The sequence below is a fragment of the Parvibaculum sp. genome (assembly GCF_039680535.1).
GTDB lineage: Bacteria > Pseudomonadota > Alphaproteobacteria > Parvibaculales > Parvibaculaceae > Parvibaculum.
The window spans coordinates 58895-72720 of record NZ_JBDKSS010000023.1; the positions used below are offsets into that span (position 1 = coordinate 58895).

Here is a 13826-nt window from a genome sequence, read left to right on the forward strand (position 1 = left end):
CGCTCATTCAACAGGCCCGTCAGGTCCAAGGCAAGGGGCCGGTCAGAGTGTGCTCCAAGGCCCGGATTTCAGGATCGCCAGCGCTTCCCGGAGGTCGGCCGCGGCGTGGACCGTGAAGCCGGGACGGGCGAGCTGCATCGCGGCGGGGCGCTCCTTTTCGCCGTGCCCGGTCAGAACATGGATGGCATGGGCGAGGCCTGCATTGCGGGCCGCTTCGACGTCGCTTGCCTTGTCGCCGATCATGACGCTCTTCCGGAGGTCGCATCCGAGCTTTGCTGCAGCGAGCTCTAGCATGGCTGGGCCGGGCTTCCGCCAGCGCGCATGTTCAGCGCCGAAGCCCTCGGTGTGGTCTTCATGGAAGGCGCAGGCGATAACGAGGTCGAGCGCCACGCCGCGCTCCGCGAGCTGTCGCGCGACCTCCGCCTCGACCGCCTCAAATTCGGTCCAGCCGAAGCGCCCGCGGGCGATGCCTGATTGATTGGTGACGGCGGCGACCGCGATTCCCCGCGCATGTACCCAGTCGATCAGGTCCCCGATGCCTGTTTCGAGAGCCACGTCTTCAGGACGCGAGAGGTAGTTCACCTCGTGCACGATGACGCCGTCGCGGTCGAGAAAGAGGGCGGGGCCGCCATGCCGCGCGGGCGCGGGATCGGAAATCCATACGCCGTTCTCCAGAAGCATCAGCCTGCGCGCCCGATCATAGTTCCACCTCGCCGTAAGCCGCCATTAGACCATGGGGCCCGTGTTTCGTGAAAGGGCAGTGCGCCCGTTCATGAATTTGATGGCGCGGTCTGTCGTTCTGACGGTCATTGTCATCATTCGGGGAGCATTTCCATCAATCTGTGCCCGCATTGTCACATTCGACACAAGAAGTTCATAAGCACTTCACGCAAGCCCTGTAGCTGCTGAAAAGCCGGCAGGGAATTTCAGGCATTCGATTCGCCGGCCTATAGCGCGAAAGCGAGGGACGACGTGACCGATCAGGCCGCTGCCATTGCCGAACCTCTGGTGGAAGAAGGCGCCCTTCTGCGCCCCAGGGAGCGTTTGAACCGCGCCGTACACCGGCACAAGGCCGCCTCGAAGGAAGGCGTGCTGGAGCGGCTTTTCACGCTTCTGTTCACCGGCCTCGTTTATCCGCAGATCTGGGAAGATCCGCTGATCGATCTGGAGGCGATGGAACTCAGCCCCGAGCATCATGTGGTGGCGATCGCGTCGGGTGGCTGCAACGTCATGTCCTATCTCGCGGCGGGTCCCGCCCGCATCACGGCGGTCGATCTCAATCCGGCGCATGTGGCGCTGGGCCGTCTGAAGCTTGCCGCTGCCGCGCATATGCCGAGCTATGAGCATTTCTTCCGCTTCTTCGGCGAGGCGAACAGCGCAGCCAATCTCGAAGCCTATCGGCGCTTCCTGCGCGACCGTCTCGATGACGACACGTTCGACTATTGGGAGCGCCGGTCGATCTCGGGCCGCAAGCGCATCACGCTCTTCACGCGCAATTTCTACCGTTACGGGCTGCTCGGCTATTTCATCGGCTGGGCGCATCTCGCGGCGAAGCTCTATGGCGTCGATTTCCGTCCGCTGCTTGATGCGGGTTCGCTCGCCGGTCAGCGGGTCTTTTTCGACACCAAGCTCGCGCCTCTCTTCGACAAGAAATTCGTGCGCCGCGTCACCGACAATCCGGCCTCGCTTTACGGTCTCGGCATTCCGCCGTCGCAGTATGAGAAGCTTGCCGGCGGGCGGCCGATGCATGAGGTGCTGCGCGAGCGCCTCGAACGGCTCGCTTGCGGCTTTCCCATCGCCGACAATTATTTTGCCTGGCAGGCCTTCGCCCGTCACTACGCGCCGGGCGAAAATCCTTCTCTGCCGCCCTATCTCCAGCGCGAGAATTTCGCCGCATTGCAGGCGGGTGCGGGCCGCGTCGAAGTGCTGAATCGCAACTTCACCGAATTCCTGCGCGGCGAGCCCGATGCCAGCGCAGACCGCTATGTCCTGCTCGACGCGCAGGACTGGATGACCGACGAACAGCTGAACGACATCTGGCGCGAAATGACGCGCACGGCGCGTCCCGGCGCGCGGGTGATCTTCCGCACTGCCGCCGAGCCGACCCTGCTGCCCGGTCGCGTTGCGCCTGAAATCATCGACCGTTGGCACTATGACGCCGAACGTTCACGCGATTGGACGCAGCGCGACCGCTCGTCGATCTATGGCGGCTTCCATCTCTATACGTTCAAGGGTTGAGGGACGACCATGTCGATTGCCGACGCCGGACATTCGCATCTGATGGACCGGGTCTACCGGAACCAGCGGCATATCTATGACCTGACGCGCCGCTATTATCTCCTCGGCCGCGACCTGCTCATCGCCGGGCTTGCCGCGCGGCCCGGAATGCGTGTTCTCGAGGTCGGTTGCGGCACGGGCCGGAACCTCATTGCCGCACTGCGCCGCTATCCCCATGCCGAGTTTTACGGCATGGACATCTCATCGGAGATGCTGGCGACGGCGCGTGCCGCGGCCTGCAAGGCGCGGCTCGAGCAGCGGGTCAATTTCGCGCAAGGCGATGCGACCGATTTCGATCCGCAGCGCGCTTTCGGCATTGCCCAATTCGAACGCGTCTTCATGTCCTACACGGTGTCGATGATCCCGGATTGGCGCAAGGCCATCGAACAGGCCATGCGCAATGTGGCGCCCGGCGGCAGCCTTCACATCGTCGATTTCGGTCAGCAGGAAGGACTTCCCCGCTTCTTCCGGGCGCTGCTTTTCGCCTGGCTCGGCTGGTTTCATGTCGCACCGCGCGCTGAGTTGCGGGCGGTGCTGGCCGAAATTGCCGCATCTCATGATGCAACTCTCGATTTCCAGTCGCTGCACCGCGGCTATAGCTGGATTGCTGTGCTGAAACGTCCCGCCTGATTTTTGCCCTGTTGATCTGCTTCAATGTAAGCTGTCATCGATTGGTCCAGTTTCAGACTGATCGTGAATGCGTACCGATGGATTGAAGCAGGGTGTCGCCAGTGCAGCGTAGGTCTTCCGTCTTCCGGCTAACGGGTCTTGCTTTCATGATGATGGCCGGGGCTCTTTTGCCTGCCGGCGCGCAAGCGGGCGAATGTGCCGCTTCGGTCGGGACCGTTGCATCCTTGACCGCCGATCTCGGCGCAGAGATTCGCCAGGACGATCTGCAAAGGCTTTATGCCGGAGCCCAGGGGCCCTGCCTGTGGTCAGGCCAGAATGCGGCGGCGCTTATCGCGACGTTGAGCAAGGCCGAGGCGCAGGGTCTCGATCCGGCGATATTTCACTTGAGGGACATTGCGCGACTTGACGGGTCATCCACCGACAAGGCGCTGCGCGATCTGCTGTTGTCGGATGCCGCGCTTCGTTATGCGCGGATCATGACGCGCGGACAGGTCGATCCGGCCACCGTCGATGCCGATATCGATTTCGACATCTATCCCGGCGATGTCCTGCCGGGGCTGAAATCGGCACTGAATGGTGGTGACGTCTCGGCGTGGCTCGCGAGTCTGCCGCCGCCGCAACCGCAATACGCGGCTCTTGTGGCTTTGCTCGCGCATTACCGCACGCTCGCCGCACAGGGTGGTTGGCCCGTGATCGGAACGCCGGAAACCTCGGTGAAGCCCGGCAAGTCGAGCCCGCTCGTCGCGACGCTGCGGGAACGTCTCGCGGCGGAAGGCTATCTCGCGACGGCCGAAGGTGGCGATGTTCTGACGGGCGATGTGCTTGCGGCATTGAAGCATTTTCAGGAACGCCACGGCCTCGACACTGATGGCGCGCTGGGCAAGAAGACTGTCGCCGCTCTCAATGTAAGCGCCGCCGCGCGTGCAGAGCAGATCGCGCTCAATCTCGAGCGCTGGCGGCAGCTGTCGCGCGGCATCCCGCCGACGCGTATCGAGGTCAATACGGCAGCAGCCACAGCCGCGCTGATCGTTGACCAGAAGCCCGTGCTGCGAATGCGGACGGTGGTCGGCGCAAAGAAGACGCCAACGCCTCTGGTGCGCAGCGACATTCGAGCGGTGGTCGTCAATCCGCCATGGGTTGTGCCGGTTTCGATCGTGCGCAAGGAGATCATGCCGGCGCTGAAACGCAATCCGGATTATCTCGAAGCGCATAACATGGAGTGGAAGAACGGCCAGATCGTGCAGGCCCCTGGGCCGAAGAATTCGCTGGGCCGGATCAAGTTCGAGCTGCACAGCAGCTTCGACGTCTATCTGCACGACACTCCGGCTCGCAGCCTCTTCAACAAGGGCGACCGTGATGCCCGTGCGCGCAGCCATGGCTGCGTCCGCCTCGAAAAGCCGCTCGACCTCGCAGAGAGGCTTCTCCAGGACAATGCGAACTGGCCGCGCGAGCGCATCGAAGCGGCAATCGAAGAGGGCGGGACCCAGCGCGTGCAGATGGCGACGGACATTCCGGTTGTGATCACCTACTGGACCGCCTTCGCCGGCGAGAGCGGCGACGCGGAATTCCGCGAGGATATTTATGGTCGCGACGCGCGGCTCGCGGCCGCTCTGCCGCATGGCGGCGAGCAGGCGCCGGCGGCCGGAATGGGGCCAGTCAGCATGGCCCCTGTGGGCGGCGCGAAGGTTGGGGTCTGCATGGCCTGAGGATTATGCAGTTGCGTCTCATGATCGCATGAGGCCGATGTCATTTGACGTTGAAGGCCGTATTTCCTATACGGGTTTCACGGGGGCGTTCAAACTTCGAGAGGTAGCGTGGCGTTGCATTTCACACGCAGAGGTTTTTTCGGTCTGGGCGCTGGTGCAGCGACCTTGGCGCTCGCCAAGCCGGCATTTGCCGCAAGCCCCTCACGCAGGGCTCTAAAATTCCATAATACACATACGGGTGAAGTCTTTGCGGAGACTTATTGGGCGGATGGCGCCTACGTACCCGAAGCGCTTGCGGGCATAAAGAAGGTCCTGCGCGACCATCGCAACGGCGCGGAGCACGATATCGACACGCGCTTGCTCGATCTTCTGGTCGTGCTGCGCGGCAAGCTCGACACCAACTCACATTTCGAAGTCATCTCCGGCTATCGCTCGCCTGAGAGCAACGCGAAGATGCACAAGGCGAGCGGCGGCGTCGCCAAGCACAGCCTTCACATGCAGGGACAGGCGATCGACATTCGCGTTCCGGGCCGCGATCTCGCCGTGGTGCAGAAGGCAGCGCTGATGCTCAAGGGCGGTGGCGTTGGCTACTATCCCGCGTCCGACTTCGTGCATGTCGATTGCGGTCGCGTACGCCACTGGCAGCAGGGCCGCGACGCCTGATCACCAGCGCGGGGCGTCGGTGCCAAGAGGCACCGCGGGGAGTGCCCAATGTGCCGGCGTTTCTGAAAGCTGCGCGGCATGGCGCACGGCCCTGAAGGCGCCGAAGGGCGAGGCGCTGTCTTCCAGGAGATCCTGAACGTCTTCAAGCTTTGGGTCATGAGCCGCGAGGCCGTTTTCGACGCGGCCAAGGCCTGCGATCCAGCGCCCCGTCTGCGCGAGCGAAACACGGACGAGCCAGCTTCCACCTTCGCGTGATTGCCTCAGGCGCGCCATCATCGCGCCGAAGGCCATGAGATATCCGCTGGCGTGGTCCAGCGCCTGCGCGGGCCATTCGCGCGGACCCTCGATGCCGGCCGCGCGGCCTTCTTCATGATTGAAGCCTGTTGCGGTTTGCACCAGAGAGTCAAAGCCACGCCTCGCCGCCCATGGGCCGGTATGGCCATAGGCCGAGAGCGTCACATAGACGATCCCGGGTCGGATCGCGGCCAGTTCTTCCGGTGAGAAACCGTGTCGTGCAAGAGCTTGCGGCCGGTAGGCTTGCGAGAAGATGTCGGCACTTGTGACGAGCGTTCGAAGCGCAGCCCGCCCTTCCGCCGTTTCGAGGTCGGCAAAGGCAGAGCGCTTCCCACGGCCTGTGTCCTTCACCAGCCAGTCGACAAAGGGCAATCTGGGCGAGGAGACGAGCATCACGTCCGCGCCATGCGCGGCGAGCGTGCGGCCACCCACGGGACCTGCGACGATGCGTGTGAGGTCGAGAACGCGTAGGCCGGAAAGCGGTCTCGATCCTGCCGGCAAAGGGCGTGGATCTGCGTCGCCGATCTTCTCGATCTCGATGACCGGGAGCGGCGCCAAAGCGGAGGATTGTGGGTGTCGCGCCCATTCTTCCGGTGAGCGCATCATCGAGACGACGCAGCCGCTTTCGTTTGCCTGCGTTTCGAAATTCTCGGCGGCCCAGCTATCGAGAGCCTTCTGCACATCGTCCCGCGTGTTGGCGCAGGAAAGGAGCCTCAGAATATTGTCCCGATGATGCGGAAAATTCGTATGCAGCCGGACGAACCTTCCGTCTCCCGCCTTGTAGATGCCGGCAATCGGGTCCCAGAGGCTCTCGGGCGCTTTGCCGTCGATCCGAAGATAGCGTTCCGAACGGAATTCGATGGCTGCATGGCGCATGTCGACTGATATGTTCTGCGCGCGGCCCGTGCGAGCTTTCCAGATCTCCGTTGCGGCGAGGCCAGCCGCTGCAATTGATGCCTGCGCCGCAGTGCCGAGCGCGAAGGAAGAGGGAAGCGCAGGCTCTGCGCCGGAAAAAGCGACGCGTGAAAGCGCCTCTGCATCGCCCCCTGCTGCGGTCCAGAGTTCTGTCAGAGCCTGCGTCGCCGATTTCATAGCTTTCTCTCCGTGTCTGTCGGGGAAAGTTGGCGCTGCCGCGAACGACCGTCAATCTTGATTGCGCGAGTCAATGTTCGTCCCGGCTACAAGGCCGCCGTCACGCCCGCAACGCATTGATGACGGGGCTTGTGCTGACATTCGTTCGCGCAAAGGGAGGGTGCCGTTTGCAGTTCACAATCGCCACCTTCGGCTCGATGCCTAATATGGCGGCGACGAGATCGTCTGGCGAATTGCCGGCTGACGAGCCGCGCGGTCAGACCTTCGCGGCGGCGGCGCGGCGAGCCGCATCCGGATTTGGCAGGAAGCCCGCGATGAGTCCCAGTGCCGGAAGGAAGGCGCAGAGCTGATAGACGAAGTCGATGCTCGTCATGTCGGCGAGTTCGCCGAGCACGGCGGCGCCGATGCCTCCCATGCCGAAAGCGAATCCGAAGAACAGCCCTGACACCGTGCCGACGCGGCCCGGCATCAATTCCTGAGCATAGACGATGATCGCCGGAAAAGCGGAGGCGAGGATCACGCCGATGGGCACGCTGAGGAGCGCCGTCCAGAAGAGATTGGCGTGAGGCAGGATCAACGTGAAGGGCAACACGCCAAGGATCGAGGCCCAGATCACATATTTGCGGCCGAAGCGGTCGCCGAGCGGGCCGCCGATGATCGTACCTGCCGCCACCGCGCCCAGAAAGACGAAGAGCAGGACCTGTGCGCTCTCGACCGAGATGTGGAATTTCTCGATCAGGTAGAATGTGTAGTAGCTGGTGAAGCCGGCGAGATAGAAATATTTCGAGAAGATCAGCAGCAGCAGAATGGCGATCGCCATCCGGATGCGCCGCGTTGGCAGCGCTTCGGAGTTCGCCGTTCCCTGCGTCGGCTTCTTCGCGATGGGCGCAGCGTTGCGCTTGTACCAGCCGCCGACATTCCAGAGCAGCACGATGCCGAGCATCGCGGCGATGGAGAACCAGGCGACGCTCGCCTGACCCTTCTGAATGACGATGAAGGCGGCGAGCAGAGGGCCGATGGCCGAGCCCGCGTTCCCGCCGACCTGGAAAAGCGATTGCGCGAGCCCATGCCGCCCGCCCGATGCCATGCGCGCAACGCGGGAGGATTCGGGATGGAAGATAGACGAGCCCGTGCCGACAAGGACGGCCGCGACGAGCAGGATGAGGAAGGAGCTTGCAACCGAGAGAAGCAGAAGGCCTGCCAGCGTGAAGCCCATGCCGATGGCGAGCGACCAGGGGCTTGAGCGCTTGTCGGTGTAGACGCCGACGACCGGCTGCAACAGCGATGCGGTCATCTGATAGGTGAGGGTGATGAGCCCCACCTGCCCGAAGTCGAGGCCGTAATTCTCCTTCAACATCGGATAGATCGCCGGCAACAGCGACTGCAGCATGTCGTTGATGAGATGACAGAGGCTGATCGCGGCGAGCACGACGAAGGCGGTGTCCTTCACGGCCGGGCTGGGAGCCTTCGCAACGCTGTCACTCACGATCGTCTCCCATGTGCCTGCAGGCGGACCGGGCCAGACGGCACCGGTCCGCGCCATCGATCAACTGAAAGCCTGTATCCCCGTGATCTCGCGGCCGAGGATCAGCGCATGGACGTCATGCGTGCCTTCATAAGTATTCACCGCCTCGAGATTCATCGCGTGGCGGATGACGTGATATTCGTCCGACACGCCGTTGCCGCCGTGCATGTCGCGGGCCATGCGAGCGATGTCGAGTGCCTTGCCGCAATTGTTGCGCTTCATCAGCGAAATGGCGGCGGGAGCCGCCTTGCCTTCGTCGAAGAGGCGGCCGAGCTGCAGGCAGCCCTGAAGGCCGAGCGTGATCTCGGTCTGCATGTCGGCGAGCTTCTTCTGGATGAGCTGGTTCGCGGCGAGCGGGCGGCCGAACTGCTTGCGGTCGAGCGTATATTGACGTGCCGCATGCCAGCAGAATTCAGCGGCGCCCATGGCGCCCCAGGCGATGCCATAGCGGGCGCGGTTGAGGCAGCCGAAAGGACCGGCGAGGCCGCGCACATTCGGCAACAGGTTCTCGTCAGGCACGAAAACATCCTGCAGCGAGATTTCGCCGGTGATGGAGGCGCGAAGCGAGAACTTGCCTTCGATTTTCGGCGTCGAGAAGCCCTTGAAGGCGCGTTCGACAACGAAGCCGCGGATGACGTCATCATCCGTCTTCGCCCAGACGACGGCGAGATCGGCGATGGGCGCATTGGTGATCCACATCTTCGCGCCATTGAGGATGTAGCCCCCATCGACCTTCTTCGCGCGGGTCTTCATCGATCCCGGATCGGAACCGTGATCGGGCTCGGTCAGGCCGAAGCAGCCGACCCATTCGCCGGTGGCGAGCTTGGGCAGATATTTCTCGCGCTGGGCCTCCGAGCCATAGGCATAGATCGGGTGCATGACGAGCGAGGACTGAACGCTCATCGCCGAGCGGTAGCCACTATCCACGCGCTCGACTTCGCGCGCGGCGAGGCCGTAGCAGACATAGGAAAGGCCGGCGCAGCCATATTTTTCCGGCAGCGTCGGCCCGAGCAGCCCTTGGGCGCCCATCTCGTTCATGATCTCGCGATGGAATATCTCGTGGCGGTTGGCCTCTTTCACGCGGGTGAAGAGCTTTTCCTGCGCATAGGCCCGCGCGCTGTCGCGCACCAGCCGCTCTTCTTCGGTGAGCTGCTCGTCGAGGAGGAGCGGGTCCTCCCAGTTGAAGGGCGGAAGCGGCGGATTGGCCTTCACGGCTTCTGACATCGGCTTGACCTCGCGGAAATAGGCGTTTGGCCGGTCATATAGCAGGGCGAAGGGGGATGCGCGACTCCCCTTCCGCGCAAGGCGTCAGCGATTTTCCGAGGCGATATAGGCGGCGATATGCGCGCCCAGATGGTCGAACATCAGCCGCATGCGGCGGCTGGTCTTGAGGTCTTCGTGCATGGCGACCCAGACATCCAGCTGGAAGCCGATGAGGCCGGGAAGGATGGGGACGAGCCCATCGCGTTTGGCCAGCGCGATCTGGCAGAAGCCAAGGCCGAAACCCGCCCGCTGGGCTGCATATTGCGCGACGTCGCTGTCGCAGCGAAAGGCGAAGAGGTCTCGGGAAATTGGAATGCCGAGCCCTTCCAGACGGCGCACCGAGGGCTCGCGGTCGAAGCCGATGATCGGGTGGGAAGTGATCTCCTCGACGCTCTTGGGCGCCCCGTGCTTTTCGATGTAGCTCGGATGGGCGTGGAGCCCGAGATGGATGGTGCCGATCTTCTTTGCCACGAGGGCGGCCTGTGTGGGCCTGACCATGCGGACGGCGATGTCGGCGTCGCGCCGCAGCAGGTCTTCGGCGCGGTTCGACAGCAGAAGCTCGACCGCGATGCGCGGATGCTGCTCATGGAAGGCGGCGAGGATCGGCGGCAGAACTTCGGTGCCGATGATCTCGCTTGCGGTAATGCGGACCGTGCCCCGGTCTTCCTCGGCCTCGCCGGAGGCTGCTCGTTGCAGCGCCTCGGCAGCGGCGGCCATGGCCTCCGCATGGGGGACGAGGGCCAGCGCCCCTTCTGTGGCGTTAAGGCCCGTCTGCGACCGCGTGAAGAGGGCGATACCCAGCGCCTGCTCCAGCGCGTCGATATGGCGGCCGACGGTCGGTTGGGTGATGTCGAGGGCCCTTGCGGCGCCGGAGAGGCTTCCCTCCCGGACCACGGCGAGAAAAGAGCGGTAAAGCTCCCAGCCTGGCTGCGTATTGGTCATGCAAAAACGTATATCGATCCGCCGGTAATAGGCAATTCATATTCGTATTTGAATGGATCATGTTTCGGGGGTCAACAGGAACCCACGAGGACGGAACATGACCCGCACAGCTCTCATCATCGGCGCGACAGGCGGCATCGGCAGCGAGATGGCTTTGGCGCTCAAGGCCCGCGGCTGGAGCGTCCGGGCACTCAACCGCAACCCGGAAAAGGCCGCGCGGGACTTTGCGCGGCTCGGCAGCCTCGAATGGGTGAAGGGCGACGCGATGATGGCGTCGGACGTCATTGCCGCATCGGAAGGGGTCAGCCTCGTCGTTCATGCCGCAAACCCGCCCGGCTACAGGAACTGGAAGGGCACGGCGCTGCCCATGCTCGAAAGCTCGATCGCGGCTGCGAAGGCCGCGGGTGCGCGCCTCGTCTTTCCGGGTACGGTCTATAATTTCGGGCCGGATGCCCTTCCGCTCATCAGCGAAACCTCACCGCAGAATCCGAAGACGCGAAAGGGTGCGATCCGCGTCGCGATGGAAATGCGGTTGCGCCGTGCTTCGAAAGAAGGAGCACCGGTGCTGATCGTTCGCGCGGGCGACTTTTTCGGACCGCATGGCGGCAACAACTGGTTTGGGCAGGGCCTCGTGAAGATGGGCAAGCCGCTCGGCTCGGTGACCTATCCGGGCAAGCGCGATGTCGGCCATGCCTGGGCCTATCTTCCCGATCTGGCGGAGACGATCATGCGCCTCGTCGAGCGGGAGAATGAGCTTGCCGATTTCGATGTCTTTCATTTCGGCGGTCACTGGTTCGATAAGGGCGTCGAGATTGCGGATGCGACGCGCAAGGCAGCGGGCGTCCCCGACGCGCCGATCCGCCGGTTTCCGTGGTTCGCCGTCTATCTCGCTTCGCCTTTCGTTGAGACGTTCCGCGAGATGATCGAGATGCGTTACCTCTGGAAACGCCCGGTCCGTCTCGACAACAGGAAGCTTGTCGCCTTTCTCGGCGAGGAACCGCATACGCCGACCGAAGTGGCGCTGCGCGTCACGCTCAAGGGGCTCGGCTGTCTCGACACGATGTCATTCAAAAGCGGCGCAATCGGCGCCGAAAGGAGGGTGTGATGTGCATGCCTGAAGAACTCAGGACGCGTGCCCAGAGGATTGCGCTTTCGCTTGGCGGCGCTGTGGCCGGCACGCTTGTCTGGCTCGCCACAGCGATCATGATGGGGCACTGAAAGAAGAACGGCACCCCGGTGAATGCCGGGGTGCCGCTATGTGTTGGCGGAAGGTGCTTATTCCGCAGCAGCCTGCAGACCGGCCAGAGCTTCGCGCGGCATGCGCTCGGCGAATTCGCGGCAAGCCTGAAGATATTCGGCCTTGAGGCGTGCAATGAGGTCGGCGGCGGCGGGCGCGTCCTTGATCTGCCCGATGCCCTGACCCGAGCCCCAGATGTCCTTCCAGGCCTTCTGCTTCATGTTGCCGCCCGAGCCGAAGTTCATCTTCGACTTGTCCGCCTCGGGAAGATTGGCCGGGTCGAGGCCAGCCGCGGCGATCGACGGCGCGAGATAATTGCCGTGAACGCCGGTGAAGAGGTTCGAATAGACGATGTCGTCGGCGGCGTGGTCGATCAGCGCCTGCTTGTAGGCGGCTTCCGCATTCGCTTCCTGCGTGGCGATGAAACGCGTGCCCATATAGGCGAGGTCGGCGCCGAGGGCGAGGGCGGAGGCGATGCCGAAGCCGTCCGAAATGGCGCCTGAGACGAGCACCGTGCCCTTGAACCACTGCTTCACTTCGCGCACGAGGGCGAAGGGCGACAGCGTGCCGGCATGGCCGCCCGCGCCCGCGCAGACGAGGATAAGGCCATCTACGCCCTGTTCGGCGGCCTTCATCGCGTGCTTCACATTGATGACGTCATGGAAGACGACGCCGCCATAGGAATGCGCCGCTTCGACGACTTCCGCCGGCGGACGAAGGCTCGTGATGATGACCGGCACTTCGAGCTTCGTGCAGATCTCGATGTCATGCGCGAGGCGGTCGTTGGAGGAGTGGCAGATCTGGTTGACCGCGAAGGGCGCGACCTTCTTGTCCGGGTGCTTGGCCTGATATTCGCCGAGTTCGCCCTTGATCCGCTTGATCCATTCTTCCAGTACATGCGCAGGCCGTGCATTCAGCGCCGGAAAGGAGCCGACGATGCCTGCCTTGCACTGTGCGATCACGAGTTCGGGACCGGAGACGATGAAGAGCGGCGAACCGACAACGGGCAGTTCGAGCCGGTTCTTGAGGTTGTTAGTCAAAGCCATGAGCGTTTCCTGACCGGGTGTTGTGAAGCGTTGACGAAACTATGGTCCGGCGGCGGGGCCTTGTCTGCGCACAAATCCACACAGGCCTGTGCGCAGATGATCAGCGCCCGGCAAGGCGGGCGCGATCGGCCTTTGCCCTTGCGGCAATGAAGTCCATGGCGGCGCGGACCGGCGGCGTGTCCTTGAGGTCGGGATGCGTCAGCAGCCAGATATCGGTGGCGCTATAGAGCTTCTCCGGCGAGATGCGCAGGAGCTGCGGATAGGCGTCGCCGGTCAGGCAGGTCAGCGCCGAAATGCCGACGCCCGCCAGCACCGCATAGGCCGTGTCGATCTGTGAGGAGAAGCGCAGATGCGTCGGCGCGTTGCGGGTGACATGCGCGCTCCAGCGGGCGAGTTCCTGATTGGCGCTCGATCCGGCGAAACCGAGAATCGAATGCTCCGCCCATTCCTCGCGCTTCGTCGGCAGGCCGTGTTCCGCCGCGTAACTCTTCGACGCATAGAAAGCGACGCCGAGGCGCCCGATCTTGCGGCCGACGAGGTTTTCTTCGCCGGGGCCATAGAGACGAATGACGATATCGGCCTCGCGCCGGCGAACGCTTGCCGGCCAGGACTCGGTGACGAAGTCGAGTTCGATGCCGGGATATTGGCGATGAAAGCCCGGCAGATGCGGCATGAGCCAGTGAGCGGTGATGCCCGGCGCCGTCGAGACGCGGACGGTGCCGCGCGGCTCGCCATCGTCCGCAGTCGCAGCGCGGACCGCGCGCTCGGCGGCCATCGCCATCGGCTCGACCTCGGACTTGAGGCGTTCACCGGCAGCGGTGAGTGCATAGCCAGCGGGCTCGCGAATGAAGAGTTTCGTGCCAAGCGCCTTTTCGAGAGCGGCGACGTGGCGACCGACGGTCGCGTGACTCAGGCCGAGCCTGCGGCCTGCCGCCGAAAGGCTCTGGGCCTCCGCCACGGCGAGGAAAATGCGGTAGGCGTCCCAGCCTGCGCCCGGCGCTTCTTCACTGTTCATTGCCGAACACCCCATGCCAATTTCTGCCGAAAGATGCGCCCTGCGCCCCTCGATTTCAAGTCGGAGGAGGCGGACGCAGGGGAAGGGCGGGCCGACGCGCCGCCGCAAGCAAGAGGCTGCAAAGCGTGGCCACCTT

At 63.6% G+C, this 13826-nt stretch carries 12 protein-coding genes; 5 read left to right on the plus strand and 7 right to left on the minus strand.

Translation table 11 applies throughout. The features are described 5' to 3' along the window. Positions 1-42: 42 nt before the first annotated feature. Positions 43-681 (minus strand): HAD-IIIA family hydrolase, encoded by a 639-nt coding sequence (locus ABFC66_RS15010; RefSeq protein WP_346741777.1) that lies wholly within the window; start codon positions 679-681, stop codon positions 43-45. 327 nt (positions 682-1008) lie between these two features. On the opposite strand from ABFC66_RS15010, the gene ABFC66_RS15015 reads away from it, so the two are divergent. From ABFC66_RS15015 to ABFC66_RS15030, 4 genes are all read left to right on the plus strand, one after another. Continuing rightward, positions 1009-2238: a DUF3419 family protein gene (locus ABFC66_RS15015; RefSeq protein WP_346741847.1), complete on the plus strand. Its 1230-nt coding sequence runs from the start codon at positions 1009-1011 to the stop codon at positions 2236-2238. A 9-nt stretch (positions 2239-2247) separates the two neighbouring features. After that, positions 2248-2907: a class I SAM-dependent methyltransferase gene (locus ABFC66_RS15020; RefSeq protein WP_346741778.1), complete on the plus strand. Its 660-nt coding sequence runs from the start codon at positions 2248-2250 to the stop codon at positions 2905-2907. 224 nt (positions 2908-3131) lie between these two features. Beyond that, positions 3132-4613, plus strand: coding sequence for a L,D-transpeptidase family protein (locus ABFC66_RS15025; protein WP_346741779.1), 1482 nt, complete (start codon positions 3132-3134; stop codon positions 4611-4613). 108 nt (positions 4614-4721) lie between these two features. After that, a complete protein-coding gene (locus ABFC66_RS15030; protein WP_346741780.1) occupies positions 4722-5276 on the plus strand; it encodes a DUF882 domain-containing protein in 555 nt (184 codons plus the stop codon). On the opposite strand, the gene ABFC66_RS15035 is transcribed toward ABFC66_RS15030, so the two are convergent. The 4 genes from ABFC66_RS15035 to ABFC66_RS15050 form a co-directional block, all read right to left on the minus strand. After that, positions 5277-6662, minus strand: coding sequence for a CoA transferase (locus ABFC66_RS15035; protein ID WP_346741781.1), 1386 nt, complete (start codon positions 6660-6662; stop codon positions 5277-5279). Positions 6663-6918: 256 nt separating this feature from the next. Next, on the minus strand, positions 6919-8148 hold the full coding sequence (locus tag ABFC66_RS15040) for an MFS transporter (protein ID WP_346741782.1): 1230 nt from the start codon (positions 8146-8148) through the stop codon (positions 6919-6921). 60 nt (positions 8149-8208) lie between these two features. Continuing rightward, entirely contained in the window at positions 8209-9411 is a 1203-nt protein-coding gene (locus tag ABFC66_RS15045) for an acyl-CoA dehydrogenase (RefSeq protein WP_346741783.1), read from the minus strand. Between the two features lie 84 nt (positions 9412-9495). Then, positions 9496-10392 (minus strand): LysR family transcriptional regulator, encoded by an 897-nt coding sequence (locus tag ABFC66_RS15050; protein ID WP_346741784.1) that lies wholly within the window; start codon positions 10390-10392, stop codon positions 9496-9498. Between the two features lie 97 nt (positions 10393-10489). On the opposite strand from ABFC66_RS15050, the gene ABFC66_RS15055 reads away from it, so the two are divergent. Next, entirely contained in the window at positions 10490-11497 is a 1008-nt protein-coding gene (locus ABFC66_RS15055; RefSeq protein ID WP_346741785.1) for an SDR family NAD(P)-dependent oxidoreductase, read from the plus strand. A 170-nt stretch (positions 11498-11667) separates the two neighbouring features. On the opposite strand, the gene ABFC66_RS15060 is transcribed toward ABFC66_RS15055, so the two are convergent. Both ABFC66_RS15060 and ABFC66_RS15065 read right to left on the minus strand, forming a co-directional pair. Then, positions 11668-12675 (minus strand): nitronate monooxygenase family protein, encoded by a 1008-nt coding sequence (locus tag ABFC66_RS15060; RefSeq protein ID WP_346741786.1) that lies wholly within the window; start codon positions 12673-12675, stop codon positions 11668-11670. A 100-nt stretch (positions 12676-12775) separates the two neighbouring features. After that, the gene (locus tag ABFC66_RS15065) at positions 12776-13690 is read right to left on the minus strand and encodes a LysR family transcriptional regulator (RefSeq protein WP_346741787.1); all 915 of its coding nucleotides are present in this window, start codon (positions 13688-13690) and stop codon (positions 12776-12778) included. Positions 13691-13826 lie beyond the last annotated feature (136 nt).

Excerpts from the sequence above, each read along its gene's own strand:
- ABFC66_RS15065 (WP_346741787.1), bottom strand. The coding sequence starts at position 13,690 with ATGAACAGTGAAGAAGCGCCGGGCGCAGGCTGGGACGCCTACCGCATT.
- ABFC66_RS15050 (WP_346741784.1), bottom strand. The coding sequence starts at position 10,392 with ATGACCAATACGCAGCCAGGCTGGGAGCTTTACCGCTCTTTTCTCGCC.
- ABFC66_RS15045 (WP_346741783.1), bottom strand. The coding sequence starts at position 9,411 with ATGTCAGAAGCCGTGAAGGCCAATCCGCCGCTTCCGCCCTTCAACTGG.
- ABFC66_RS15010 (WP_346741777.1), bottom strand. The coding sequence starts at position 681 with ATGCTTCTGGAGAACGGCGTATGGATTTCCGATCCCGCGCCCGCGCGG.
- ABFC66_RS15060 (WP_346741786.1), bottom strand. The coding sequence starts at position 12,675 with ATGGCTTTGACTAACAACCTCAAGAACCGGCTCGAACTGCCCGTTGTC.
- ABFC66_RS15035 (WP_346741781.1), bottom strand. The coding sequence starts at position 6,662 with ATGAAATCGGCGACGCAGGCTCTGACAGAACTCTGGACCGCAGCAGGG.
- ABFC66_RS15020 (WP_346741778.1), top strand. The coding sequence starts at position 2,248 with ATGTCGATTGCCGACGCCGGACATTCGCATCTGATGGACCGGGTCTAC.
- ABFC66_RS15055 (WP_346741785.1), top strand. The coding sequence starts at position 10,490 with ATGACCCGCACAGCTCTCATCATCGGCGCGACAGGCGGCATCGGCAGC.